This is a genomic window from Salinibacterium sp. AL4.1, assembly GCF_059767305.1.
On the sequence record NZ_JBSOQK010000001.1, the window covers coordinates 1,405,215 to 1,430,238 of the forward strand.

23 protein-coding genes are annotated in these 25,024 nt (G+C 61.9%); 12 read left to right on the top strand and 11 right to left on the bottom strand.

The genetic code is table 11. From position 1 onward, the window contains the following. Window position 1: 1 nt before the first annotated feature. From ACWTV3_RS06925 to ACWTV3_RS06940, 4 genes are all read left to right on the top strand, one after another. On the top strand, window positions 2-1,351 hold the full coding sequence (locus ACWTV3_RS06925) for a M20/M25/M40 family metallo-hydrolase (RefSeq protein ID WP_498477439.1): 1,350 nt from the start codon (window positions 2-4) through the stop codon (window positions 1,349-1,351). Next, window positions 1,344-1,913 carry an Lrp/AsnC family transcriptional regulator gene (locus ACWTV3_RS06930; protein ID WP_498477440.1) on the top strand — a complete coding sequence of 190 codons (570 nt, stop codon included), beginning with the start codon at window positions 1,344-1,346 and terminating at the stop codon, window positions 1,911-1,913. Before ACWTV3_RS06925 ends, ACWTV3_RS06930 begins: the two co-directional genes overlap by 8 nt. 23 nt (window positions 1,914-1,936) lie before the next feature. Continuing rightward, window positions 1,937-3,139 (top strand): pyridoxal phosphate-dependent aminotransferase, encoded by a 1,203-nt coding sequence (locus tag ACWTV3_RS06935; protein WP_498477441.1) that lies wholly within the window; start codon window positions 1,937-1,939, stop codon window positions 3,137-3,139. A 99-nt stretch (window positions 3,140-3,238) separates the two neighbouring features. Next, window positions 3,239-4,099 (top strand): VOC family protein, encoded by an 861-nt coding sequence (locus tag ACWTV3_RS06940; RefSeq protein WP_498477442.1) that lies wholly within the window; start codon window positions 3,239-3,241, stop codon window positions 4,097-4,099. Window positions 4,100-4,155: 56 nt separating this feature from the next. Here the strand turns inward: ACWTV3_RS06940 and ACWTV3_RS06945 are convergent, their stop codons facing one another. The 10 genes from ACWTV3_RS06945 to ACWTV3_RS06990 form a co-directional block, all read right to left on the bottom strand. Next, window positions 4,156-5,166 (bottom strand): serine hydrolase domain-containing protein, encoded by a 1,011-nt coding sequence (locus ACWTV3_RS06945; RefSeq protein ID WP_498477443.1) that lies wholly within the window; start codon window positions 5,164-5,166, stop codon window positions 4,156-4,158. Between the two features lie 119 nt (window positions 5,167-5,285). Then, window positions 5,286-6,539, bottom strand: coding sequence for an MFS transporter (locus ACWTV3_RS06950; RefSeq protein ID WP_498477444.1), 1,254 nt, complete (start codon window positions 6,537-6,539; stop codon window positions 5,286-5,288). Window positions 6,540-6,571: 32 nt separating this feature from the next. After that, window positions 6,572-7,348, bottom strand: coding sequence for a triose-phosphate isomerase family protein (locus ACWTV3_RS06955; RefSeq protein WP_498477445.1), 777 nt, complete (start codon window positions 7,346-7,348; stop codon window positions 6,572-6,574). After that, the gene (locus tag ACWTV3_RS06960; RefSeq protein ID WP_498477446.1) at window positions 7,341-7,820 is read right to left on the bottom strand and encodes a ribose-5-phosphate isomerase; all 480 of its coding nucleotides are present in this window, start codon (window positions 7,818-7,820) and stop codon (window positions 7,341-7,343) included. Before ACWTV3_RS06960 ends, ACWTV3_RS06955 begins: the two co-directional genes overlap by 8 nt. A gap of 14 nt (window positions 7,821-7,834) precedes the next feature. Further along, entirely contained in the window at window positions 7,835-8,881 is a 1,047-nt protein-coding gene (locus ACWTV3_RS06965) for an ABC transporter permease (RefSeq protein ID WP_498477447.1), read from the bottom strand. 12 nt (window positions 8,882-8,893) lie between these two features. Further along, window positions 8,894-9,874 (bottom strand): ABC transporter permease, encoded by a 981-nt coding sequence (locus ACWTV3_RS06970; protein WP_158592988.1) that lies wholly within the window; start codon window positions 9,872-9,874, stop codon window positions 8,894-8,896. Window positions 9,875-9,911: 37 nt separating this feature from the next. Next, window positions 9,912-11,498 carry a sugar ABC transporter ATP-binding protein gene (locus ACWTV3_RS06975; protein ID WP_498477448.1) on the bottom strand — a complete coding sequence of 529 codons (1,587 nt, stop codon included), beginning with the start codon at window positions 11,496-11,498 and terminating at the stop codon, window positions 9,912-9,914. A gap of 88 nt (window positions 11,499-11,586) precedes the next feature. Then, window positions 11,587-12,642 carry a substrate-binding domain-containing protein gene (locus tag ACWTV3_RS06980; RefSeq protein ID WP_498477449.1) on the bottom strand — a complete coding sequence of 352 codons (1,056 nt, stop codon included), beginning with the start codon at window positions 12,640-12,642 and terminating at the stop codon, window positions 11,587-11,589. A 196-nt stretch (window positions 12,643-12,838) separates the two neighbouring features. Continuing rightward, entirely contained in the window at window positions 12,839-14,200 is a 1,362-nt protein-coding gene (locus ACWTV3_RS06985; protein ID WP_498477450.1) for a dihydrolipoamide acetyltransferase family protein, read from the bottom strand. After that, a complete protein-coding gene (locus tag ACWTV3_RS06990; RefSeq protein WP_498477451.1) occupies window positions 14,200-16,404 on the bottom strand; it encodes an alpha-ketoacid dehydrogenase subunit alpha/beta in 2,205 nt (734 codons plus the stop codon). The genes ACWTV3_RS06985 and ACWTV3_RS06990 overlap by 1 nt, the downstream gene beginning before the upstream one ends. A 304-nt stretch (window positions 16,405-16,708) precedes the next feature. Between ACWTV3_RS06990 and ACWTV3_RS06995 the strand changes: the two genes are divergently transcribed. The 8 genes from ACWTV3_RS06995 to ACWTV3_RS07030 all read left to right on the top strand — a co-directional run bounded on the left by ACWTV3_RS06995 (window position 16,709) and on the right by ACWTV3_RS07030 (window position 24,174). Further along, window positions 16,709-18,478, top strand: coding sequence for a hybrid sensor histidine kinase/response regulator transcription factor (locus ACWTV3_RS06995; RefSeq protein ID WP_498477453.1), 1,770 nt, complete (start codon window positions 16,709-16,711; stop codon window positions 18,476-18,478). Window positions 18,479-18,596: 118 nt separating this feature from the next. After that, window positions 18,597-19,457, top strand: a complete 861-nt coding sequence (locus ACWTV3_RS07000; RefSeq protein WP_498477454.1) for a class II fructose-bisphosphate aldolase — start codon at window positions 18,597-18,599, stop codon at window positions 19,455-19,457. Window positions 19,458-19,461: 4 nt separating this feature from the next. Then, a complete protein-coding gene (locus ACWTV3_RS07005; protein WP_498477455.1) occupies window positions 19,462-20,250 on the top strand; it encodes an HAD-IA family hydrolase in 789 nt (262 codons plus the stop codon). Window positions 20,251-20,282: 32 nt separating this feature from the next. Continuing rightward, on the top strand, window positions 20,283-22,010 hold the full coding sequence (locus ACWTV3_RS07010) for a dihydroxyacetone kinase family protein (RefSeq protein ID WP_498477456.1): 1,728 nt from the start codon (window positions 20,283-20,285) through the stop codon (window positions 22,008-22,010). A gap of 26 nt (window positions 22,011-22,036) precedes the next feature. Continuing rightward, a complete protein-coding gene (locus tag ACWTV3_RS07015; RefSeq protein ID WP_100387995.1) occupies window positions 22,037-22,591 on the top strand; it encodes a VOC family protein in 555 nt (184 codons plus the stop codon). A gap of 129 nt (window positions 22,592-22,720) precedes the next feature. Further along, on the top strand, window positions 22,721-22,993 hold the full coding sequence (gene purS / locus ACWTV3_RS07020) for a phosphoribosylformylglycinamidine synthase subunit PurS (RefSeq protein ID WP_498477457.1): 273 nt from the start codon (window positions 22,721-22,723) through the stop codon (window positions 22,991-22,993). Next, on the top strand, window positions 22,993-23,691 hold the full coding sequence (gene purQ, locus ACWTV3_RS07025) for a phosphoribosylformylglycinamidine synthase subunit PurQ (protein WP_498477458.1): 699 nt from the start codon (window positions 22,993-22,995) through the stop codon (window positions 23,689-23,691). The genes purS and purQ overlap by 1 nt, the downstream gene beginning before the upstream one ends. Window positions 23,692-23,709: 18 nt before the next feature. After that, window positions 23,710-24,174 (top strand): DUF3817 domain-containing protein, encoded by a 465-nt coding sequence (locus tag ACWTV3_RS07030; RefSeq protein ID WP_498477459.1) that lies wholly within the window; start codon window positions 23,710-23,712, stop codon window positions 24,172-24,174. Window positions 24,175-24,181: 7 nt separating this feature from the next. On the opposite strand, the gene ACWTV3_RS07035 is transcribed toward ACWTV3_RS07030, so the two are convergent. Then, a complete protein-coding gene (locus ACWTV3_RS07035; protein ID WP_498477460.1) occupies window positions 24,182-25,024 on the bottom strand; it encodes a CPBP family glutamic-type intramembrane protease in 843 nt (280 codons plus the stop codon).

The window sequence follows — 25,024 nt, forward strand, 5'->3', positions numbered from 1 at the left end:
CGTGCGCGACCCCCGTATTGATGCCGAGCGTGAGCAGAGCATCCGCGAATGGCAGGAATTCTGTCGCTTTCCTTCTGTGGCGAGCGATCGTGTTGCCATCGAAGCTGCCGCTGACTGGCTGGAGCAAAAGCTTCGCCGGCTCAGCGAGCGCGTCGAGCGCATCGAGATTCCTGAATACGGGCCGGTCGTCGTCGCCTACTTCCCCGGAGCGAGCGACAAAACGCTCATGCTCTACAACCACTACGACGTGCAGCCTGTCGGCGACCTCGACCAGTGGATCTCGGGCCCCTTCGAATCAGAAATCCGCGACGGCGCCATGTGGGCCCGCGGTGCCTGTGACGACAAGGCCGATGTCACGAGCCGCCTGCGCGCGCTCGAACTGTTCATCGAGGATCACCCGAACGGCTTGCCGTACAGCATGATCTACCTCGCCGACCCCTGCGAAGAGATCGGTAGCCCCGGCCTCGAAACAGTGTTGGCCGAGAACTCCGAACGCCTCAGCTCCGATGCCGTGCTGTGGGAGAGCTACCTTCGTGAAGACGATGGTCGCCCCGCAGTCGGCTTCGGATGCCGTGGCGGCATGGAGATCAGCCTGAGCCTGAACATCCTGGCTTCCAATCAGCACCCCTCGTACTCGCAGATTCTGCGTTCCGCACCGCTGGAGTTGATGCGAGCGATCACGTCTCTCGTCACCGAGGACGGCCTCATCGCCGTTCCCGGCTTCACGGATTCTGCGCTGCGCCCGGATGCTGCGGCCAAGGCTCGCACGCAGGAGCTTTCACTTCCCGGCGACGCCATCAGCGTCCCCGGCATCAGCCCCCTCAAAGATCTGCCCGAGGAGGAGCTGAAGGAACGTTTCATCTTCACCCCGTCGATGAGCCTCTCGGGCTTCGACATCGACCCCAGCGTCAGCCACAGCGTTCCGGCGAAGGGCACCGCGAAGGTTCGCTTCGGGCTCGTTCCCGGCATGGACCCGCACGCCTGCTTCGAGACCGTGAAGTCGTTCCTGGGTGACACCGCTCCCGACATTCAGGTCGATCTTGTTCGCACCATGCAGCCCGCATTTTCGCCGGTAGACACTCCGTTCGCGGTCTCCGTTCTTGAGGCTGCAACGAAAGCTTTCGAGGCAGAACCCGTCATCTACGATGTGATGACTGGTTCCGGTCCCGGAGCATTCTTCCTTGAGCATCTTGGGGCTCCCCTGATTTCGCCCACCGGAACATTGCGACCGGAGGGAAACATGCACGGCTACAACGAACACGGCTACCTCGAGGACTACCTCACTCACATTCAGTTCACGCTCGACCTGCTCAACAACCTTGAGGCCAACGGGTTCGCGAACAATGACTGACGCCACCGCTCAGGCCGCAGCACAGTCGACGAAAGACGCCATCGCCTCGTCGCCGACGATCATGGACTTGCTGCAGCCCACAACTCCGCCCGTCGACCTCGACACGGTAGACCTCCAACTCATCCGTCACCTGCACGAGGACTCCAGCGTTTCGCTGCGCAGTCTCGGCGCGCTCGTCGGAATGTCGGCCCCCAGCGTGGGAGAACGCGTCGCGCGACTCGAACGCACGGGTGTCATCCGTCGCCGCAGCATCGAGATGGACTGGTCGGCCATGGGTCGCCCCATGCTCGTGGTGATCCCCATCAAGATCACCGCCGACGCCAAAATGCCCAGTGTCATCGAAGCGCTACGCGCAATCCCCTCCCTTACTGAGGTACTGATCCTCAGCGGAACGTACGACATGATGGCGCGCTTCCGGCTGAAAGATCATGCCGAATTGCAATCGTTGCTGCTCGAGAAGCTCGGGGCTGTTCCCGGCCTTCAGCGCGTGGAAGCCATGATCAGCCTCGGTCGAATTCAAGATACGTCGCCGCTCACCCACATCCTCGACATAGACGCCTAACCGCCCCAACAGAAAGTAGCCCCTTGCGCATCGATGATTCGTGGCGAGACCTCGCCGCCCCCGACTTTTCCCTCTACGCAGGGCTCGATCCTGAGCGTCGGATCATGATGATGGGCGCCGACCCGTTCGCGCCAGACAAGTGCCTCCCCGACCACGTCATCGACGCCACCAAGCAGGCGCTCGACGAGGGCAAAACTCACTACTCGCTCGACAACGGCTACGCCGAGCCTCGCCTCAAGACCACGCTCGTGAACAAGCTGCGCGACTTCAACGGCATGGAGATCGACCCCGAAACCGAACTGATGGTGGGCCCCAGCTCGGCCTTCACTCTCTTTCTCTCGATTCGCATCTGCATCCGCCCCGGCCAGGGCGATGAAGTTCTCGTGACGAACCCCGGGTTCGCCGAGAACATCAACGATGTTCACCAGATGGGCGCAGTCTGCGTGGAGGTTCCGACCTACGAAGAAGACGGTTTCGCTCTGCGGATGGATGAGTTCCGCTCGCGCATCACGGAACGCACCCGCGCCATCGTGATCACCAACCCCAACAACCCCACCGGCACCGTCTACACGCGCGAAAACCTGTTGGAGCTAGCCGCTCTCGCTGAAGAGTTCGACCTCGGCGTGATCGTTGACCAAGACTTCGAGCGCCAGATTTATGACGGAGCAGAATACGTCAACTTCGCCACTCTGCCGGGAATGCGTGAGCGCACCCTCACCGTGTTCGGAACCTCGAAAGACCTCGGTCTCACTGGCTTCCGTGTGGGCTACCTCGTTGCTCCGGCCGAGATCATGCCGATGCTCAAGATCGCGACCTTCAACTACGTGGGCCCCACGAACACCTTCGCTCAGTACGGTGTTGCTGCGGCCTACGAAAACCCCGCCTACACCGACGAGTGGTTCACGATCTATAACAAGCGTCGCCACGACATCTACGATGCACTCCAGGGCATCCCCGGTGTTGGCGCGACCATGCCGGCCGGTGGTTTCTACCACTGGGTGAACATCTCCGAGCTCGGCACCTCGCTCGAGGTCGTCAAGCACCTCGTCGAAACCCAGCAACTCGGCGTCTCGCCGGGTAACTGGTTCGGGTCGGCGGGCGAAGGCTACATCCGTGTGATGTACGGCTCGAACGGCCGCGACCAAGTCTTCCAAGAGGGCGTCTCGCGCCTGGCCGCCGGCCTGCGCGAATTCGCGGAGCTCAAAGGCGTCAGCGCCGCCGCCTAGGTTCGCGCACTCTCCGCGCTCGTCTCGACAGTCCCGCTCGAAGGTCCCGCTCGAAAGGGCTTTCGGAATAGCGCCGTTGGCGGCAAGGTTGTAGGCATCATGAACGACCTCCTTGCCGCCGACACCGCCATGGGCGCTGTAACGCTCAGCGTTGCGAACCTCGACGCGCTCACCGCGTACTACCGGGACGCCGTGGCCCTCACGGTGCTCAGCGAGTCTTCTGACACGGTCGTTCTCGGTCGCGGCACCACGCCCGTGGTGATCCTCAAGCATTCACCCGCGCTCAAGCATGCGAGCCCGCGCGATGCCGGGCTGTTCCACACGGCCATCCTGTTCGAGACCGAAGAAGCGCTGGCGGCATCCGTCTATTCGGTCGCCACTCGCTACCCGAAAACGTTCACTGGCAGCGCCGACCACCTCGTGAGCAAAGCCTTCTACTTCACCGACCCCGAAGGCAACGGCGTCGAACTGTACTGGGATCGCGACCGCACCCAGTGGAGCTGGACCCACGGCGCCGTCGAAATGGCCACTCTCTTTCTCGACCCGAACGCATTCCTGCAAGAGAACCTCACTGAGGCCGCTGTCGAGCAGCCCGTAATCGGCGGCGCCCGCGTCGGCCACGTTCACCTGCAAGTGGGAGACGTCGCCACCGCGCGCGAGTTCTATGTGAACCAGCTCGGCTTCGCCGCCACCACCGAGATTCCCGGCAGCGCCGTGTTCGTGAGCGCCGGCGGTTACCACCACCACATGGCCATGAACACGTGGAACTCGAGCGGCGCTGGTCCGCGCCTGCCCGCGCTCGGCCTTGCCCAAGTCGACATCACGGTGCCGAGCGCCGACGACCTCGGAGCGCTCGGCGAACGGATGACGCACCACGGAATCCCGCTGCGTCACGATGGCCAGACCCTCAGCTTCGATGACCCGTGGGCCAACCAGATTCGAGTCAGCAACGCGCCGTAGCGTGCGCTAGCGCACACTAGCCGCCGAGAAAACTAGCGAGCTAGCGAAGCGACACGCTACCCGCCGAGGCGTTCGTCGATCTCGCGGATGACCGGCCACGCGCCCTCTTCGGAGTTCGACAGCACCACAACGTCGAGACCTGCCTCGAGGTAGTGGCGCACGATTCCGGAGGCGCCGGGGCTCACACCGTCGGCGAAGTAGCTGCGTACGCTGCCGTCTTCGTTCATGTCGAACTCGAGCCCGAAGCCGTACCAGGTCTCGTCGTCGTACTGAACTTGCGGAGTGAGAAACTCTTCGGTGAACTCGGTGTCGAGAAGCTCGCCGTTGCGCACCGCCTGAATGAAGCGCACGAGGTCGGCGGCCGTCACGTGAGCTCCACCATCGGGCAGGCCAATGGGCGGGGCGCTGTAGATGTTGGAAACCCAGCGACCGTCGATGTAGTCCCAGCCTTCGGCAACGCGTGGGGCGGCATCCCGACGGTCGTAGAAACCCGAATCGATCATGCCTGCTGGCGTGAACACCTCGTCGAAGATGTACTGGCGGTAGTCGGTCTTGGTGACCTTCTCGAGCGCCAGACCGGCGAGCACATAACCCGCGTTTGTGTAGACACACTCGACGCCGGGCTCGGCCAGTGGCTCCTTATTCACAAAGGTGGGGAGCTGGTCGGCGGGCTCAAGAATTGTGTAGGTGGGGAACTCTGCCCACAGGTCGGCGTAGCTTTCGCCCTCTTCTTCATCCACGTCATCCGCAATGCCACTCGTGTGAGTGAGCACGTGCAGTAGCGTCACGGCGGGGTCGATTTCGGTATCGGCGAGGTCGACATAGTGATGGATGGATGTCTCAAGGTCGAGGTCATTCTTCGACACTTGCTGCAGTGCCGCCACGCTCGTGAAGAGCTTGGTGATGGAGCTGGAATCGAAGCGGGTATCTGCCGTGTTCGGCACGTCCCAACGCTGGCTAGCTTTGCCGGCGACAGCTTCGTAAATGGTGGCGTTGCCCCGCTTAATGAGGACCGTGCCAGAGAAGTCGTTGTGCTCAAGAAATTCGTCGAGTCCCGTGGTGTCCATAGTGCGAGCCTACCCAGTCTGACTCGCCAATTGTTCGCCGGATGCTGTGGGTGACCTTGACGATTGCTGAGTACGTTCCCCGCGCTCACACCGTGCAGTAGCGAGCGTTAGTCTTCCGCTTACGGCGCCGCGTCGGCACTCTCCGCCAGCAGTAGGTCTTCGGCGGCGGCCACAGAGGCGCTTCGCCACACGACGAGCGCAGCCACGACGATGATGAGCACGAGAACCCCAGCACCCCACGCGAGCCCGGCGTACCCGACCATCGCCAAGATCGGCCCAGCGAAACCGCCACCCAGCGCACCCGCGAGGCTCATGATGGTGTCGCTTCGACCCTGAATGCGCAGCTTCGTTTTACCAGTGGCCAGGTCAGCAACGAGCGCCGACCCTGCAACGGTCGATGCGCTCCAGCCGAGACCAAGCAAGACGAGGCCCACGGTGACGGCCGTATTGCTGAGCTCGCCCAGAGCAACGACCACCACGGATGCCGCAAAGAATCCCTGCCCCATAAGAATCGTGGGAATGCGACCGAACCGGTCACTCGCCCAACCAAACACGGGCGAGAGCGCGTACATGCCGGCGATGTGCAGGCTGATCGTGAAGCCGATGATCGTGAGACTCGCTCCGTGGTGGCTCAAGTGCACGGGCGTCATTGCCATGATCGAGACCATCACCGCATGGCTGATCGCGATGGCAGCAATGGCGAAGACCAGCGGGCCACGACCGCGCACGATTCCGGCATCCGCTGCCACCGCTTCATCAGCAGGGCGGTTGCGAGCGAGAGTGAGCGGATCGGGGCGCAACGCCACGAGGTACAGCATCATCGCGGCGAGCTGGGCCACGATCGCGAATGCGAAGGATCCCGTGTTGGTGGGCAGCGACAGCCACTGCCCCACTATTTCGCCAGGGCCCACCAGGTTCGGGCCAGCCACGGCGCCGATTGTGGTTGACCAGACCACGAGAGAGAGGTCACGACCTCGATGTTCGGGAGCCGCAACATCCGTCGCCGCAAAGCGCGCCTGAAGGCCCACGGCGGTGCCGACACCGAGCATTGCGAATCCAAGAATGAGCAGCGGAAAGAATGCGACGCCCACAGCGAGCACCGTGATGAGCGAGCCGCCCGCCGCGATGCCCGCGCCGAGCGCGAGGGCTGGCCTGCGGCCCCAACGCTGAGCAAGGCGAGCAAGCGGAATCGACAAGAGAGCTGCACCGAGGGTGCTGGATGTCGCAGCCGCGCCCGAGAGCGTCTCGCCGCCGATGTCGGCAGCCAGAATCGCCCCCACCGCCACGGTCGCACCGAGCCCTATTCCGGCGAGCACTTGGCCCGCAACGAGGGTGCGGACGATGCGGGATTGCACTGCGCGGTCGATGTCCATGAGTACAGTCTGGCGCAGCGTCGCCCCGAGTATTAGCCGATCAGGTGCCACGCCTCATCGAGCACGTGTTTCAGCGCACCAGCGTCGTGGGCACTGCGGCCGAGAAAGAGACCGTCGACTGCGCCGCTCAGCGCTTCAAGCTGCTTCGGGCCGGCGCTGCCGCCGTAGATGACGCGAGTGCCGCGTAATACGGGATCGCTGTCGATTTCGATGCGGAGAATGCCGACAACTTCGCGGATGAATTCCGCAGAGGCGGGCTCGGGAGCACCGATCGCCCACTGAGGCTCATAGGCAACGATGAGCTTGGTGGCTTTGCCCTGCGCCTTGCTCGCCTCGAGCGCTGACCACAGTTGCCGAGAGCACTCAGCGGCGGCCTCGACCGCCGATACCCGTTCGGGCTCGCCGATGCAGAGCACGGGCGTGAGCGAGTTGCGAAAGGCGGCGAGCATCTTCTGACTCACGATGCTTTCGTTCTCCCCCAGCACTCGACGCCGCTCGGCATGCCCGACCTCAACGAAGGTGCAGCCGATCTCGACTAGATCACGTCCGCTTACTTCGCCGGTGAAAGCTCCGCGGTCTTCCCAGAAGAGGTCCTGGGCGCCGACGGCCACTCGGGCATCCCTCAGAGCAAAGACCGACGGGATCACGGCGGTAAACGACGGGAGGACAAAAAGCTCAACGACCCCGGCGGTGACCGCCGGATGGCTCTTAGCGATTCCGCGAACGAGGTTGATCCACTCCATGGTGTCTTTGTGACTCATATACATCTTGAGCCCGACTCCCACGATCACTGAGTGCTGGTCATTCATGACTCTGCGCCCGCTCTCGAGATTCGTAATCGTTGATCACTTTGACCTTCTCTGCCGAGGCGCTGGACACGTCGAAGGTGTACCCGAGCCACTCGCGCGCCAGACGGCGGGCAAGCTCAAGGCCAACCACCCGCTGGCCCATCGTGAGCACTTGGGCGTTGTTGCTGAGCACGGCGCGCTCTACGGAGTAGCTGTCGTGCGCTGTCACGGCCCGAATACCGGCAACCTTATTGGCTGCAATCGCCATCCCTAGGCCCGTGCCGCACACGAGCAGGGCGCGATCGGCTTCTCCCGAGGCCACAAGTTCTCCGGCAGCGACCGCGATGCTGGGATAGGCCGCGACCTGCCCCTCGTTCACGCCCACATCGGTAACGGTGGCCACTGCGGGGTTGGCCAGAAGGTCAGCCCGCAACTGTTCTTTGTAGTCATAGCCTGCTTCGTCGCAGCCAATCACAATTCTCAAACCTTGCATCTTCTTCTCCCGGTCTAGCGCCGCGATTGTTCTAGCGCGATCGCGACGGTTTCACTTGGCGGCTCTTGACGTCGTGCACGAGGAGCTCCCGCGCGCAGGTAGTGGTTCATTCCCATGACGGCGATCAGGATGCCGCCCCACACGATGTTCTTGGCGTAGGGCGAGAAGGCAAAGGCCGTCATCGATGTGGAGATGACTTGCAAGAGCACGAGAGCGATGCCGAGGTTGAGCACTCGACCCTTGCCGCCCAGCGGGTTGAAGCCTGCAAGCACGACCACGAGAATGGCCTGCAAGAGATAGGACTCTCCGAAGCCGACGCGCATCGAATTGGCGCGGGCGATGATCACGATGGCGGCGAGCCCGACGAGGATGCCGATGATCGCATACGTCATCAAGATCACGCGTTCCGATTTGATGCCCGAGAAGCGCACGGCCACTTCGTTCTCGCCGAAGAGGTACACCTTGCGCCCGAAGCGGGTTCTCGTGAGGATCAGGCTCACGATGATGAAGGTTGCCAGGAGCATCACGAACACCATCGGCAGCGGGCCCACAGTGGAGGTCGCGAGTTTTGCGAAGCTCGGGACCTTGAGCGAAATGCTGGAGCCCGAAGTGATAGCGGTTCCGATCCCGGTGTAGAGAATCATGGTTCCGAGCGTCGCCAGAATCGGGGGAACCGACAGCTTGGCGATGATGAAGCCGTTGAGCAGCCCGGTGAGCAAACCCGTGGTGAGAGCAACGACCACACCCAGAATGATTATTTGGGCCTCGTTTTCTGGCGTGATCGGAATAAACTCTCCGCTCATCGTCAGCGCTGCCATCACACCGGAGAGGCCTGCTGCGGCAACAACCGAGAGGTCGATTCCCGCCACCAGCATGGCCAGCCCCATTGCCAAGGCGAGAAAGCCGAATTCGCTCACCTGGATCGACATCGACTGCAGGCCGCCGATCGAGAACAGCCGTGATCCGAGCATCAGATAGAGCACCACGATGACCGCGGTGGTGACGAACCCCAGAATCGACAGGTCTCGGTCTCGACCGAGGAACTTGAATACCTTGTTCATGAGAGCCGCTCCCTAGTTCGACGTAAAGACGAGCGCGCGCTTGTTGGCTTGGCGCTGTCTGAGGTAGATGAAACCGAGCATGAAGACGAGCACGGCACCGAAGAACAGGTCGTTGAACGACGAGCTCAGCCCGAGGTGCACGAGCGTGTTTTGGAAGAGCTGCCACAGCACGACTCCCAGAACGGTGCCGAGGATGGTGCCCTCACCACCGGTGAGTTTGGCCCCGCCGATAACGACGGCGGCAATAACGCCGAGTTCGGTACCGACCAACGCCGCCGGGTTGATGTACGCCAGCCCGCTGAAATAAATGATGCCCATGAGCCCGGATAGCGCACCCACGTACATGTAGACGAAAAGTCGCGTGCGCAGAATGTTGATGCCGATGCGGGATGCCGACTCCGGGTCGCTACCCACGGCGAAGACCGAGCGACCGATCATCGTGCGGTAGAGCAAGAACCAGGTGAGCACTCCCACCGCGATCACGATCGGGAAGAAGATCGTGAGGCCGTACTGCGAGTTCTCCTCCTTGATGGTGAAGATCGAGAACGCTCCGAAGTCGAGCATCGACTGGGGCACATCCGCACGCGTGAAGGTCTTCGAGCCGAGCAGGATGACCATCGCGCCGTGAAAGACGCTGGCGGTACCGAGCGTCGCTATCAGCGTCGATAGCTGGAAGAAGTGGATGATCACCGCGTTGATCGACCCCAAAAGGGCTCCGATGATTACGGCGCCGGCGACGATGAACAAGAGGTTATCGACGCCGAGTGCCCGCGACAGCAGTACGGAGGAATAACCGCCCACGATCGCGATGGCGGTGAACGAGACATCCAGCCCGCCTGAAATCAGAACGATAAGGCACCCCAACGCCAAAATCATGGCACCGGAACCGTTACGCGCCAGGTCGAAGGCGGTCTCGAGCGAGAAGAACTTGGGGCTCTGCGAGGCGACAATCACAATGTAGATCGCCATGATCGCGAGGAGGAACTTCTCCATCGGGGTCATCTTCCGGTTGAGAACCCGGGTGGTCACATTACGCATCATTGTTGAGCCCCTTGCTCTGGGATTCGGCGTCGATGGCGGTGGCGTCAGCGATGACGACATCACCGCCATGGCGCGGTGCACTAATCGCATGAATCAGCTGCTCCTTGAAACCGGCAGCCGCAACATCGTCTTCGGTAAATCGCGCGTCGACTACACCGGCGTGCATCACGACGACACGATTGCAGTTCGCCACAATCTCTTCTGGCTCATCAGAGATGAACAGCACGCCCATGCCACTTTCGGCCAGTCGGTGAATCTGTTCGTAGATCTCCGATTTAGACCCGATGTCGATACCGACGGTCGGGCTATCCAGAATGAAAATCGAGGGGTTGCGTTTGATCCACTTACCAATGGCAACCTTTTGCTGGTTTCCACCGGAGAGATGGATGACCGGGGTTGAGGTATCGCGATTGTTCACCTGCAGCTCGCGCACGATCGTGTCAGCAAGGGTCTTTTCGAGTGGCCTGCTGAGCATTCCGATCTTGTTGACGATGCGATCGAGCATGGTTGCTGACGCATTGACCGCCACCGACTGGGCCGGAAACAGCCCCTGACTCAAGCGGTCTTCGGGCAGCAGCGCGATGCCGTGCTTCATAGCCACCCAGGGAGCCGAAACGTCGACCTGCTTGCCGCGCATCGCAATGGTGCCGGAGTCGGGCTTGTTCAGCCCGAACAGTGAAAGAGCGAGCTCGGTGCGACCCGAGCCGAGAAGACCGGTAAGCCCCACGATGTCGCCGGGGCGAATGCTGAGGTCGACGTTCTCGTAATTACCTGTGCGGCTGAGACCCGCGACCTCAAGGATGGGGGCGTCATCGGTCTGTTCGCGAACGTAGCGGTTATAGGTCACATCGCGGCCGGTCATGTGGCGGCTCAAGCTCAGCTCGTCCAGGTCGCTGGCCGCAAAGTCACCGACCTTGGCGCCATCGCGGAAGATCGTGATGCTGTCGGCGACCTCAAACACCTCGTCGAGTTTGTGGCTGATGAAGACGGTTGAGAGACCGCGATCTTTCAGGTCAATGATGATCGAGAGCAGTCGCTGCACTTCGCGGCCGGTGAGCGCGGTGGTTGGCTCATCCATGAACAGAATGCGGGCATCCATCGACAAAGCCCGGCAAATTGCCACAATCTGTTTATTCGCTACAGAGAGCGAGGAGACCGGCGCATCGAGCGGGAGATCGACACCGACTCGAGTGAGCTGCTGTTGGGCGATCTCGCGCATGGTGGTGCGGTTCACGAAGCGTGAACCGTCGTGCATCATGCGGTTGATCGCAATGTTTTCGGCGACCGAGAGGTGGCCGAAGAGTGAAAGATCTTGGTAGATAACCTGAATGCCAGCGGCGCTAGCTTCGCGCGGATTCATGCTGGTCATCTCTTCGCCGGCGACAGTAATCGTGCCGTGGTCGGCGGTGTTGACGCCCGAGATGATCTTGACGAACGTGGACTTGCCGGAGCCGTTCTCGCCTGCCAAGCAGCGGATCTCCCCCACACCGACTTCAAAGTCAATGCCATGGAGGGCTTTAACTCCCCCAAAAGACTTCGCTAAGCCTCGCGCGGAGAGAATGGGTGATTCAGTCATTGAAGGTCTCCGTTTACTTACGGTCGTGCCACGGTTCGGTGAGGTTGGGGGAAGCGTGATCGCTTCCCCCAACCGCTAGTCCGTAGACCTAGAAGGGGTAGTTTCCGTCGGAGAACTGACCCGGGATGTAGGGCTGGATGTCATTGCCCAAGATGAGCTGACCGTCAACGACGATCGACTCGTAGCCACCGAGTTCCCATGCGAGGTCATCGCCAGTGGCAACGGTCTCGCCCTTGAGGATCGAGAGTGCTACCGAATTGAGTGCCCAACCCCAGCCGGCCGGGTCCCAGCCCTGGCCGAAGTCCATGTAGCCGTCTTCGAGGTCAGGACCGGCAACCGAAGGCAAGGTGAGGGAGACGTTGGCAACGTCTGTACGCCCCTTATCGCGAAGAGCCGAAGCCATTCCCGATCCACCTGACGGTGTGGTGGTGAGGTAACCCTTGAGGTTCGGGTACGTGCTCAGCAGTTCGTCGGCAAGTTCGCGACCCTGCTGGTCATCGTTGTTGTTCTCGTAGGGTGTCTCTTCAACCAACACCATGTCGGGGTGGTTCTCAGCGATGTAGTTGTTTGCTGCTTCGAGCCAGAGCAAGTGCGACTCACTCGTGAGGTTTCCGACGCTCGTGACGTACTCTCCCTCGCCGCCCATGGCCTCGGCGAGACCCTTAGCGAAACCGATGCCGAAGTCGGCGTTGTCGAACGACTCGATGTCGAAGTCGATGGATTCCGTACCAACGAGCTGAGTTGCTTCTGTGACACCGACGACGATTCCAGCTTCGCGGGCCCGCTCGAGTACGGGACCGATACCGATGGGGTCGTTGGGCACCACAATGATGGCGTCCACATTTTGTGCGATGAGGTCTTCAACGATCTGAACCTGAAGCGCAGGGTCTCCCTCGGCGGGGCCCGTCTGGTAGGCCTCGACTTCATCGCCGTAAGCGTCGTTGAACATGTCAACGCCTTCACTCATGCGTTGGAACCAGGTGATTCCTTCCACCTTCGACACGGTGACGATGCGGAACTTGTCTCCGTCTTCACCGCCGGCGCTTCCGCCGCCTGCGTCGACGGTGCCACATCCGGCGACTAGTGCTGAAACGGCGAGCGCGGTAACGCTGGCTCCGATAAACCTGCTGCGTGCGAGCTTCATGCGTGTTCTCCTTTGAACGAATTGCTGAACCGACTGCTGGTTGTTTCCAAGCTATGAGAGTGGGCGAACGGGGAATATTGGGGCTTTCCCTATTGGCCGGTAGGGAACCCCCTACGTAGCGCTGCGGGTAGGCGCACAGAAGCACCCCGAGCTCGACGATGTCTCGCCGAGCTCGGGGTGCTGAGTGTGTGAGTGCTTAGACCAGCATCGAAAGAGGGTTCTCGATGTACTCCTTGAAGCGAGCCAACCATTGGGCCGCCAGCACGCCATCCACGGGCCGATGATCGACCGAAACGGTCACGGTGACGGTGTTGCCGATGACGATCTCATCACCCTCGACGATGGGGGCTCTCACGACTCCGGCGACCGCAACGATGCCCACTTGCGGCGGGTTGAGAATCGCCGAGAAGCTCTCGACGCCGTACTTGCCGAGGTTCGATACAGCGAAGGATCCACCCACGAGTTCGTGTTGCTTGAGGGTTCCGTCGTTGGCACGTTGGGCCAAATCTCGAACACTCGTGGAGATCTCGGTGAGCGACTTGGCATCTGCGTCACGAATGAGGGGTGTGAACAGCCCCCGCTCACCCTGGATCGCTACTGCGACATCCACTGAGCCCAGATGGCGCACTGCGGTGGGGGTCCAGTTGACGTTCATCTCGGGCACGGCACGTAGCGTCAACGCGGTGGCCTTCACGAAGAAGTCGTTGATCGAAACCCGCACCGGTGAGCTCGTGTTGATGCGCTCGCGCAGGTCGAGCAGGGCATCTACGCGCAAGGTGGAGGTGAGGTAAAAATGCGGCACGGTTTGCTTGCTTGCGCTGAGCGCCGAGGCGATTGCCCGCCTCATTGCCGTGTGCGGCACCTCGACATCGCCAGCCGCTGCCGGTTGGGGCGGCTTGGTCGCTGCCGGTGCTGCCGGTGCTGCCGGTGCTGCCGCAGCCGGTGGCGCAGCCTGAACTGCGGCCGGCACCGGAGCAGCGGATGCCGTAGCCGGGCCGTCCGCGATGAGTCGTTCAACGTCGGCACGCACGATTCGGCCCCCGGGCCCACTGCCCGAGAGAGCCGAGAGCTCAACGCTGTTCTCGAGCGCGAGGCGCCGAGCTAGTGGCGAGGCGAACAGGCGGGTGCCGTGAGCAGCCGCATCCTCGGTAGCGCCGTCAGATGTTGGTGCAGGCGTGGATGCTGGTGCTGCCGCGGGCGCAGCGTCGACAGCCGCAGCGGGAGCAGCCGGTTCCGCAGCTGCAGCAACGGCAGGAGCAGCCGCTGCAGGGGCGAGCCCCAGCCCGCTCAAGATCGCGGCCGGATCGCTGCCGTCTTCGCCCTGGTCGAGGAGAATCGCGATGGGCGCACCGATCGCGACAGAGTCGCCCGCTGCGGCCATGAGCTGCATCACGACGCCATCGGAGTCTGCCTCGATGTCGACGTTCGCTTTCTCAGTTTCGACCGTTGCCAGTACATCGCCTTGCTTGACGGTGGCGCCGGCGGCGATGCCCCATTCGAGAAGAGTCGCCTCCTCTGCGTCAGCCGAGATGCCCGGCATTCTAAAGATGCTTGCCATTAGAGCGACCCCTCTGCATCACCATTCGGAAGACCGACGATCTCCCGCATGCTCGCGGCAACATCATCAACGTTGGCGAGCGCTGCGGCTTCGAGAATGCGACTGATGCTGGGTGACGATTCTGAGCCAGTCACGCGCTCGATCGGAGCATCTAACCAGTCAAAGAAGCGACGCTGAATCTCGTCGCTGAGCCACGCCCCGTACGAGGTGCCGCGCGAACCCTGTTCCACGATCATGACGCGGTTGGTTTTCTTGATGCTCTCGCCGATCGTCGCCCAATCGATGCTCGCGGGGTCGAGCCAACGCAGGTCGACAACTTCAGCATCAACGCCGGACTTTTCGGCGGCATCCAAAGACTCTTGAACCATCGAGAGATAGGTCAACACGGTGACTTCGGCGCCCGCGCGGCGGATCGCTGCCGAGCCGATCGGAATACGGAAGTCCATGTCATCGACAGGGGTATCGCCAAAGGTCTTGTAGAGGTCGGCGTCGTGTTCGAGCATCGCTACCGGGTCGTTGCAGGCCAGGGCCGTGTTCATCATCCCGATGTAATCGATGGGGGTGGATGGTGCGGCAATTCGCCAGCCCACCGACGACGCCATCGCACCCGCCGGATCCATGGAGTGCTGTGATCCGTAGCCGGTTCGCGTGCCCACCTTGATGCGCATGACGAGGTTCATGTCGTGCTTGCCGCCGAACATGTGACGCGCTTTTCCGATCTGGTTGAACAGCTGGTCGGCCGCCACCCAGAGGAAGTCGGCGTACATGAGTTCAACGACCGGAACGTAGCGACCGTCGAGAGCCAAGCCTCCGGCGAATCCGGTAAACGCTGCCTCGCTAATCGGCGTGCCGAGCACCCGATCGGGGTGAAGTTCTTTGAGCCCGCGAGTGGCACCGCGGGGGCCACCGTTGAGCTTGTGAACGTCTTCGCCCAACACCACGATCGCGGGGTTCTGGTCCATGCGTCGCGCCATCACGTCGGCAATGACATCGACGAATTTGCGCGATTCGGTCTTGCCTTCGAAGTCGGCGGCTTCTTTGTAGTCGCTCGAGGCGAGTTCAGAAAGGTCGCTACGAATGCCGTCGTCAATCGTGCTTTCGTCGGGCCACAGTTCGGGGCGGATGCGCTGGGTTCCGCCACCGGCCGGGCTGGGCTCAAGCAGCGCAGAAGAAGCAATGTTCATCGCTTTCTTGGCGCGAGCGCGCAACTGGCCGATCTCATCCTCGGTCATGATCTTGCGACGGATGAGGTTGGCTTCGAGCATCTTGAGCGGGTCGCGTTCCCGCCATTCCTGCTCTTCGCTCTTCTCGCGGTACCCAAAGGCGCTGCCCGCGATGGGACCGTTCTGGTGGAAGTACCGGTACACATTGGCTTCGATCATCGTCGGGCCACCGCCAGCTCGCATGTGAGCCACGGCCTGCTCCATAGCGAGGTGAACGGCCAAAGGATCCATGCCGTCGACCTGCCAGCTGGGGATGTTGAAGCCCAAGGCGCGAGCCGAAAGACGGGGTTCGCCGGTTGATTCTTCTACCGTGGTCGACACCGCGTACTGGTTGTTCTCCACGAAGAAGCAGACCGGGAGATCCCACGCCGAGGCGAGGTTGAGGGTTTCGAGAACGGAGCCGATGTTCATGGCACCGTCGCCGAAGTAGGTGACGGAAACAGCATCCGTACCGGAGTGCTTACCGGCCCAGGCGAATCCGGCGGCAAAGGGAACAGCGCCACCCACGATGGCGTTGGTGCCGAGTGCGCCGGCTTCCTTCCACTGCAGGTGCATCGAACCACCGCGGCCACCGCAGTAGCCCGAAGCGAGACCACAGATTTCAGCGAGCGCGCGCTCTAGGACGGTTTGCACGTCGCCGGAGATCTCAGCCTGCGGGTCGAGCCCGTCGGGGGCTACGTAGCCGAACGCCTTCGCGAGAAACTGGTGATGCCCACGGTGCGAACCGTTGATCTGGTCTGCTTGCTGCAGCGGGATGATCGAGCCGACGGCGCCACCCTCTTGGCCGATGCTGGAGTGAGCCGGGCCGTTAACGAGCTTTTGCCCGGCCAGGTCGAGCACGGTTTCTTCGAAGGCGCGGATCAGATGCGCTTGCGCGATCATGTTTCCCAGTAGCGCCGGGTCGGCTTCATCCCAGTCCTTGCGGGTGGCTTTGAATTCGACCCACGGTGAGGCTGGCAATAGGTTTTTGGAGCTAGGCATCGATCCCTCGTTCGGTTTCGTCCTGTGGCAATCGAGAACTCAACAGTGAGTTCTTGACGCTGAGTCAGAGTGTCTGTGCTGCAACGCTACCCACCACTATCGCGGCTCAAAATAAGGACTTCCCCTAGGCCACGGGTAGGGATGACCCTACGTGATGCAGCTAAGGATCCATCACGTATGCGCACATATATGCAAATGACCTAGTATTTGGTGCAGTCAAGGAGGACTGCTCGTTATGCGAAGTGAACCCGGAATTCCCTCTACTGTTCTCGAACACCAGAGCGCGACACCCCCAGACACCCCCATGTCTACGGTTTCAACGCTGGCGCGCGACCTCGCCGGCCGGTTCGAATTGGGCCCGCTTCTCGAGCGAATTCTGGGCCACGCGACCTCGCTTCTTGGCTGCGAATCCGGATCGATTTCTCTCGTCGACGAGGCCAGAGGCACGTACACGAAGAAGGTGGACTTCGGTGTTGGCTGCCAGGAGGGGGAAACCTTCTCTCTCACCGAAGGCGTAACTGGCCGCGTCGTTCGCGCACGTCAAACTGTCATGTTTGCCACCTATTCCACTGTCGGATCAAGCCACATCTCGACTGATGACCCTCGCTGGGATTGCGCCGTTATCGGCGTCCCGATCTTCTGGGAACAGAAAATCGTAGGCACCTGCGTCATTTTCGCCGCCGACCGCGCCCGCGTCTTCACCGACGACGATGCCAAGCTCGCCGAGGTCTTTGCCAACCACGCCGCGATCGCGCTGGCCAACGCCGAGCTTCACGCCAAAGCCTCGGAGCGGGAGCGCGAAAGTGCGATCGCCTCCGAACGCGAACGCGCGGTACGCGAAGTGCACGAAACAATCGGGCGCTCGCTCGGCGAACTCTTGCAGCGACTCGACGATGTGAGCTCGTGCCTCGAAGTCGACAGCCCCGCGACTCCCCACATCCACGCCGTGCGCACGCTCGCGCACGACACCCTGGCCGAGACGCGCCGCACCGCGCAGGGGCTCGGCCCGGCGTCCCTCGAAGGCCGCAGTCTGCAGTCTGCCCTGCAGGCCGAGTTGGGCTGGGTCGAATCGATGACCGCGGCTCAAACCCAACTGACCGTAATCGGCACCGAACGCGATACCGGCCCCGAAGTGGCGCATCAGTTGTTCAAGATCGCGCAAGAAGCGCTGAGCAACGTTGTCTCCCACGCTCGCGCCTCGAGCGTGCGCGTCGGATTGGTCTACAGCGAGGGCCGCACTGAAGTTCTCATCGAAGACAACGGGCGTGGTTTCGATCTCGCCGAAGCACACGGTGATCACTCATCTCTGCCTTCCGGTTGCCTGGGTCTGCACGGCATGACCTCCCGCGCCCTTCACCTGTCGGGCGAACTCACGCTCGAGCCGATCGTGGGCTGGGGAACCAAGGTGCACGCGGTCATCCCCGATCGCAGCACCCTGCCCGATCGCCTGGATCGGCCGCAATGGAAGATCGTGATCGCCAACGATCAAACACTTATCAATGCCGGGCTGGTGAGGGTGATCAACACGAACGAGCCCGCAATCCAGGTGGCTGCCGTAGTGAACTCAACGCCGCAGCTTCTGGATGCGTACGAACTGTTCCGCCCCGATGTTCTACTGGTCGATCTCGAGTTAGTTCACAGCGACAAAACTGGTTCGCTAGCGGCCATTCGCGCGCTCGCCCCAGAGATTGCGATTGTGGTTCTCACCGACAACCCCACCGTCGAACAGATTCGGGCAGCGAAGGCTGCCGGCGCGCGCGGCTACATCAACAGCAAGTCGAGCGCCGACACGATCATCCGCATTCTGGTTGCTGCCAGCCAGGGGCAAACGCTCATGGAGAGCGACATGTTCGATCACCTCACGGAGACGTTCGAGAGCGACGTCAATGCCGAACACCTCACCGCGCGCGAGCTCGAGGTGCGCGAGATGGTGGCCCTCGGTATGGCCGATAAACAGATCGCAACGTCGCTCGGCATCTCGGCTAAGACAGTCGAAAAGCATGTTGGCTCCCTGCTCAGAAAGACAGGTTCTCGCAACCGCACGATGCTCGTCAGCATCGATCCCTCGCGCTGATCACGCCCTCGCTCGCTGACGCATAGGAGATTCCCCTACCGGGAGGGAGGGAGAATCCTCATATCCTCAGCACCTCCGGCGGGAATAGCGTGAAGCCAGCTAAAACAAGGGAGTTGCAGTGAGCGTTGTACCAGTTTCAGAAATTGTGGATCGAGCCTTTGAGGAGCGCTTCGGGGTTCCCGCGATCAACGTCTTCAACGACCTGACGATGGAAAGCGTTCTCGCGGGTGCCGTTCAAGGATCCTCACCGCTCATCGTGCAAACGTCGGTCAAGACGGTGCGCAGCATCGGCCCCGAGATTCTCGCCAGCATGTGGAAGTCGATGACAGCGGGAATCAGCGTTCCGGTTTCTCTTCACCTTGACCACTGCCCCGACCGCGAACTCCTCACCACGTGCTTGAAGCTCGGATGGAACTCCGTTCACTTCGATGCTTCGGCTATGCCGGTTGCTGAAAACCAGCGCCAAACCATCGAGGTTGTTCGCGAAGCTCGCACCTACGGCGCCAGCGTCGAAGGCGAGATTGAAGCCATCACCGGCGTCGAAGACGGCCACGGTTCCGACGAGATCTCGGCGCAACATCCGTTGCAAGCTTCGCTGGACTTCATCGAAGCCACCGGGGTCGACGTGTTTGCCCCCTCCATCGGCAACGCCCACGGCACGTATCTTTCCGAGCCCGTGATCGACTTCAACCGAGTGACCGAGATCGTCACCCGCCACCCGATCCCGATCGCCCTCCACGGCGGTAGCGGCCTCTCCCCCGAGCAGTTCACAGAACTGATCGCGCGCGGCTGCGCCAAGGTCAACATCTCGACCGCGCTCAAAGAGACCTACATGAAGTCGAGTCTCGCGTTTCTCGAGACGGCAGCCGCCGCGAACAAGTGGGACCCGCCGTCGCTCTTCACCAGCACGTCAGCTGATGTCGTTGACATGGTGCTCGACCTGACGACCCAGTTCGGCTCTGCCGGAAAGGCCTGGTAACCCCATGCCTGCCCTCATTTTTGACTGCGACGGAGTGCTGGCCGATACCGAAGTCGATGGCCACCTGCGCGCTTTCAACGAGATGTTCACGCAGCTTGGAGTCCCCGTTCAGTGGAGTCTTGAGGACTACGCGCAGAAGGTCAGGATTGGCGGCGGCAAAGAACGCCTCGCGAGCCTTTTCTCCGACCCCGTCGCCGATCAGCTCGGTGTTGCTGAAGAAGATCGCGCAGAGACGGTCGCTCTCTGGCACCGCACCAAGACAGAGATTTACACGCGCTTGGTAGCCGATGGCCTCATGCCGGCCCGCCCAGGAATCGCACGAATCATCGCCGAAGCGCACGCTGCGGGCTGGGCGCTAGCCATGGCATCCACCTCAGCCGAAGCCTCGGTGCGCGCCGTCCTTGAGCACGCCGTCGGACCGCAGCAGGCAGCGGCGTTCCGCATCTTTGCCGGCGACGCCGTCAAGAACAAGAAGCCCGCCCCCGACATCTACCTCCTCGCACTCGACCAGCTCGGCATCGACGCCGACGCTGCGGTTGTCGTGGAGGACAGCGAAAACGGGATGCGGGCGGCACACGCGGCGGGCCTGCGCACGATCGTCACGACGAGCACTCTCACGCACGACGAGAACTTCGAGGGCGCTTCGCTCGTCGTTGATTGCCTCGGCTCCACCGCCACCGGAGTTTCGCTCCAGGTCGCCTCAGACCCACTTGAAATCGCACCACACGCAGAAGTCCGTCTCACCGATATCCAGAAAGTACTCGAACAACCGCTCCTTCATCGCGGAGCTTAGACAACGACGTCACACCAGCAGGAGGTTTTTCCATGACCAGTCTCGTAAATGACCCGGCCGACTTTCCCAAGGAGTTAGTGCAGGGATTCATCCAGGCCAACTCGCGCTATGTCCGTGAAGTATTCGGCGGCGTCGTGCGTTCAACCCAGTCGAAACCGGGCAAGGTGGCTATCGTCACCGGCGGCGGCACTGGCCACTACCCCGGCTTCATGGGGTGGGTGGGATCCGGACTCGTGGATGGCGCCGTGACCGGCAACATCTTCTCCTCCCCCTCGGGGTCACAGGCGTACAGCGTGGCCAAAGCGGTAGATCAGGGCTCCGGTGTCATCATCGCGTTCCTCAACTATGCGGGCGACGTTCTGCACTTCGGGCAAGCGGCAGAAATGCTCCGCGCCGACGGAATCGACGCTCGCGAAGCGGTGGTAACGGATGACGTGGCGTCGGCTCCGATCACCGAACGCCACAAGCGCCGCGGCATCACTGGCGGCCTTCCGGTCTTCAAGATGGCATCCGCCGCCGCCGAGGCTGGCCTCTCCATCGATGAAGTTCTCGACGTGTTCAACCGTGCCAACGAGCGCGTGCGCACCTTTGGTGTCGCCTTCTCGGGATGCACGCTTCCTGGCGCAAGCCACCCGCTCTTCGAGGTTGCCAACGGCACGATCGGCGTCGGGCTCGGTGTTCACGGTGAACCCGGCATCTACGAAACCGACCTGGGCACCGCCGACGAGGTCGCCAAGTTGCTCGTGGACCGTCTCCTGGAGGATGTGCCCGATAACCCAGGCAAGCGAGTCGCTGTTCTGCTCAATGGGCTCGGCTCCGCAAAGTACGAAGAGCTGTTCGTCACCTACACCTCGGTAACGAAGCACCTCACCGCTGCCGGAATCGAGATCGTGGATGGCGAAGTCGGTGAGTTCATGACGTCGCTCGACATGGGTGGGGTTTCGCTCACTGTGGTCTGGCTCGACGACATGATTGAGCCCTACTATTTCGCCCCCTGCGACACTCCTGCCTATAAGCGCGGGCCGCTTCTCGACCCGCTGCTGCCCGAAGGCACCGTCTTCAACACGGAGCCCGAGGGCCTCGTTGTTCGAGCTCCCGGCAGCGCGGAGTCCCAAGCAGCCGCTCGGCAGATCGCTCGTGGTCTAGCCGAGGTCACGTCCCTGCTGCTTGAGAAGATGGAAGAGCTCGGCGATCTCGACGCAATTGCGGGCGACGGCGACCACGGAGTCGGCATGGAACGCGGCTCCCGCGCTGCAGCCGACGCCGCCGAATGGCTAGTCGCCGAGGGTGCCGGCGCGCAGTCAACCCTCGTCGGGGCTGGCTCGCGCTGGTCCGAAAACGCGGGTGGAGCATCCGGAGCACTTTGGGGTGGAGCTTTGGCTGCCGCAGGTAACGCCCTTGGCGACAGTGATGCCATCGATGCGGCGGCTCAAGCCCGTGCCATCCGAGCCTTCATCGACTCGATCCAACGTTTGGGTGGAGCGCAGGTTGGCGACAAGACGATGGTGTGCGCGCAGGTGCCCTTTGCCGATGCCTTCGAAGCGGCTGCCGCCGACGGCAAGCCTGCCGCTGAAGCGTGGGCGATCGCAGCCGCAGTTGCGACGGCCGCAGCAGCCGAGACCGCGCAGCTCGAACCGAAGATCGGTCGCGCTCGTGTGCTTGCTCAGCGCTCGCTCGGCTACCCCGACCCTGGCGCTGTGTCATTCGGAATGATCGTCAGCACCATGGCGGCCCTCTTTGCCCCCGCATCCCACAACTAGCGACAACGACGTACTAGGAGATAACAATGCCAATTCCCGGAATGCGCGGTATGGAGCACATCGGCTTCACCGTGCCCGACATCAACGAAGCGTGCACTTTCTTTGAGGAGATCTTGGGGGCGACCACGCTGTTCGTGGCCGCCACCGACTTTCGCAATGACGACACTGACTGGATGGATGAGCACCTACGCGTGCACCCACGCTCCGTCATTAAGGAGTTCCGCTACCTTCGCTTGGGCAACGGAAGCAACCTCGAGGTCTTCGAGTACGAGTCGCCCGACCAGGCGACCGTTCCACCGAAGAACAGCGACATCGGCGGGCACCACTTGGCCTTCTACGTTGACGACATGGATGCGGCAATCGCCTACCTCAAGTCGAACAATGTTGAGGTGCTCGGTGAGCCCACCAGCTACACCGACGGCCCGAACTTGGGACTCACGTGGTGCTACTTCATGGCGCCGTGGGGAATGCAGTTGGAGATCGTCTCCTCACCGAATGGAACGGTGTACGACGACTCGGCAAAGGCTAGTGGTGGCCCGCGTCTCTTCCACCCTGCGCTGGTAGACGAAACCAAGGTCTAACCGGCAATCACTCGCCGTCAGTTTCGCTTCAGTGCGAGACTGACGGCGAGTTCTCATGCCCGGCTCGAGCGGCCTGCCCCCTCCGCTAGACTGAAGCCATCTTCCCGCGCGAAATCATGGAGTGATTCGGTGCCAACAATCGTCGTCGAGGTAATGCCCAAGGCTGAAATCCTCGATCCTCAGGGCAAGGCCGTAGCCGGCGCCCTCGTCCGCCTCGACAAGAGCGAGTTCACTTCGGTGCGAATCGGTAAGCGTTTTGAGCTCACCGTTGAAGGCCCCATCACCGAAGCGGTGTTGGCTGAGGCTCGCGAGATCGCGAACGATCTTCTCGCCAACACGGTGATCGAAGACGTCATTTACGTTGGCGAGGCTCGCCCCGCCGACGACGCTCAGGGAGCATAGTGCGCGTCGGAGTCATCACCTTCCCGGGTTCGCTCGACGACCGCGACGCTCAGCGTGCGGTCAAACTGGGTGGCGGTGAGCCGGTAGCCCTGTGGCACGGCGACCACGACCTCAAGAACGTGGATGCCATTGTTCTGCCCGGTGGTTTCAGCTACGGCGACTACCTCCGTGCCGGCGCTATCGCAGCGCACTCGCCCATCATGAGCGAGGTCATTGCAGCCGCGAACGGCGGAATGCCCGTTCTGGGCATCTGCAATGGTTTCCAGATCTTGGTGGAATCCCACCTTCTCCCCGGCGGCCTCGTGCGCAACGACCACGGCGACTTCGTCTGCCGCGACCAGAAGCTTCGCGTCGAGAATGTCGACACTGCCTGGAGCAACGGCTTCAAAGAAGACGAAGAGATCATCATCCCGTTGAAGAACGGTGAGGGCGGCTACATCGCCGACCAAGAGACGCTCGATCGTCTCGAGGGTGAAAACCAGGTTGTGTTCCGCTACCTCGAGGTCAACCCCAACGGGTCGGCGAACGACATTGCCGGCATCTCGAATGCTCGCGGCAATGTTGTGGGCTTGATGCCTCATCCCGAGCACGCCACCGAGGCTGGCTTTGGTCCAGACACTCGCGCAGCGATGCGTTCGGGCACCGACGGGCTCACGTTCTTCACGAGCGCGATCAGCTCGTTGATGGCCAACGCCTAATACCGAAAGTTCAGCCCCATGTTTGCGACCCCCAAGTCACTGTTCCGCGTTCTCGCGTTCGCAGAGGCGGTCACGTGGACACTGCTCATCACCGGCCTCATCTTGCGCGCTGCGGCGGGGCTGGATGTCGCGGTGTCGATCGGTGGGGCCATTCACGGTTTCGTCTTCCTGGCCTACGGAGCCACGGCCGTGTTGTTGACGGTGAACCAGCGGTGGAGCGTCGGCACTGCCGTTCTCACCATCGGTAGCGCGGTCGTGCCGTATGCCACGATTCCGGTGGAGTTGTGGCTTGCACGTTCGGGTCGCCTCAAGGGTGACTGGCGCAAGGAAGCTTCCGATCATCCACGGGATGCCGGCTGGATCGACCGCACAATGCGCTGGTTCTTGAACCACCCGTACATTCTGGTGGCCCTTGTCGCGGGCGCCGTCATTCTGCTCTACGTCGTGCTTCTCATCGCGGGCCCTCCCGGCGGCAAAGAGTAGCTTCTCGCTACAGCAGGAAGAACGGGATGACTCCCGGGTTTCTGGCGTGCACGATGACGAGGAACACGACCGCGTCAAACAGTAGGTGCACGCTCAGCACGTAGACGAGCGACTTGGTGGTCGAGTAGATCCAGCCCTGCAACAGGGCGAACGGGATCGTCAGCAGTGGGCCCCACGATTGGTAGCCAAGTTCCCACAGGAACGCCACGAAGATCACCATCTGCAGCAGGTTCGCCTGCCACACCGGAAAGTGCCGACGGAAGAGCACGAACACGGTGAGGATAAAGAACAGCTCGTCCCACGTGCCAACGGCATTCACGCCAACGAAGAGACGGCCGATCTCATCGGGAGTCGTGACGATCGGCCAGTTGAGGTACACCCCGCTCGTGATGAAGTAGAACGGCAAGATGAGCCAGCCGAGAAAGAGCACGAGAAACAGGTAGCCCCACTGAACGCGAGTCCACGGCCATCCGCCCCGCCACGGAAAGCGGATAAGGCGATCTTTGAACACAAAACGTGAGATGGCATAGGGCACCGCTACGGCAGCGGCCAGCACGAACCCCAGCAAGAAGAAGTTGCCCCAACTGATGTCGGCCACCACCGACACCGTGGAGACGATGATCATGCCGACTGCGATTAGCAGCAAGTCTTTCGCGAGCCCCTCGGTGAGCTTGCGGTTGTCGGTAAACCACGCGGCGGCGAGCGCCACCGCCACCACGATGTAGCCGAGGAGCGGCAGTCGCAGCGAGAACATTAACACCGCTGAACCGCTCAACAGCACCGCGGGCACGAGGCCCCAACTGCGGGAGCTGAGGGGAACGGCGGGCGCGGCGCTGTCGAGCGAAGGCAT

Excerpts from the sequence above, each read along its gene's own strand:
- ACWTV3_RS07010 (WP_498477456.1), top strand. The coding sequence starts at position 20,283 with ATGACCAGTCTCGTAAATGACCCGGCCGACTTTCCCAAGGAGTTAGTG.
- ACWTV3_RS06985 (WP_498477450.1), bottom strand. The coding sequence starts at position 14,200 with ATGGCAAGCATCTTTAGAATGCCGGGCATCTCGGCTGACGCAGAGGAG.
- ACWTV3_RS06945 (WP_498477443.1), bottom strand. The coding sequence starts at position 5,166 with ATGGACACCACGGGACTCGACGAATTTCTTGAGCACAACGACTTCTCT.
- ACWTV3_RS06990 (WP_498477451.1), bottom strand. The coding sequence starts at position 16,404 with ATGCCTAGCTCCAAAAACCTATTGCCAGCCTCACCGTGGGTCGAATTC.
- ACWTV3_RS06970 (WP_158592988.1), bottom strand. The coding sequence starts at position 9,874 with ATGGAGAAGTTCCTCCTCGCGATCATGGCGATCTACATTGTGATTGTC.
- ACWTV3_RS06955 (WP_498477445.1), bottom strand. The coding sequence starts at position 7,348 with ATGAATGACCAGCACTCAGTGATCGTGGGAGTCGGGCTCAAGATGTAT.
- ACWTV3_RS07030 (WP_498477459.1), top strand. The coding sequence starts at position 23,710 with ATGTTTGCGACCCCCAAGTCACTGTTCCGCGTTCTCGCGTTCGCAGAG.
- ACWTV3_RS06960 (WP_498477446.1), bottom strand. The coding sequence starts at position 7,820 with ATGCAAGGTTTGAGAATTGTGATTGGCTGCGACGAAGCAGGCTATGAC.
- ACWTV3_RS06965 (WP_498477447.1), bottom strand. The coding sequence starts at position 8,881 with ATGAACAAGGTATTCAAGTTCCTCGGTCGAGACCGAGACCTGTCGATT.
- ACWTV3_RS06930 (WP_498477440.1), top strand. The coding sequence starts at position 1,344 with ATGACTGACGCCACCGCTCAGGCCGCAGCACAGTCGACGAAAGACGCC.
- ACWTV3_RS06995 (WP_498477453.1), top strand. The coding sequence starts at position 16,709 with ATGTCTACGGTTTCAACGCTGGCGCGCGACCTCGCCGGCCGGTTCGAA.
- ACWTV3_RS06940 (WP_498477442.1), top strand. The coding sequence starts at position 3,239 with ATGAACGACCTCCTTGCCGCCGACACCGCCATGGGCGCTGTAACGCTC.
- ACWTV3_RS07035 (WP_498477460.1), bottom strand. The coding sequence starts at position 25,024 with ATGCCTTCGCTCGACAGCGCCGCGCCCGCCGTTCCCCTCAGCTCCCGC.
- ACWTV3_RS07005 (WP_498477455.1), top strand. The coding sequence starts at position 19,462 with ATGCCTGCCCTCATTTTTGACTGCGACGGAGTGCTGGCCGATACCGAA.
- ACWTV3_RS06950 (WP_498477444.1), bottom strand. The coding sequence starts at position 6,539 with ATGGACATCGACCGCGCAGTGCAATCCCGCATCGTCCGCACCCTCGTT.
- ACWTV3_RS07015 (WP_100387995.1), top strand. The coding sequence starts at position 22,037 with ATGCCAATTCCCGGAATGCGCGGTATGGAGCACATCGGCTTCACCGTG.
- ACWTV3_RS06975 (WP_498477448.1), bottom strand. The coding sequence starts at position 11,498 with ATGACTGAATCACCCATTCTCTCCGCGCGAGGCTTAGCGAAGTCTTTT.
- ACWTV3_RS06980 (WP_498477449.1), bottom strand. The coding sequence starts at position 12,642 with ATGAAGCTCGCACGCAGCAGGTTTATCGGAGCCAGCGTTACCGCGCTC.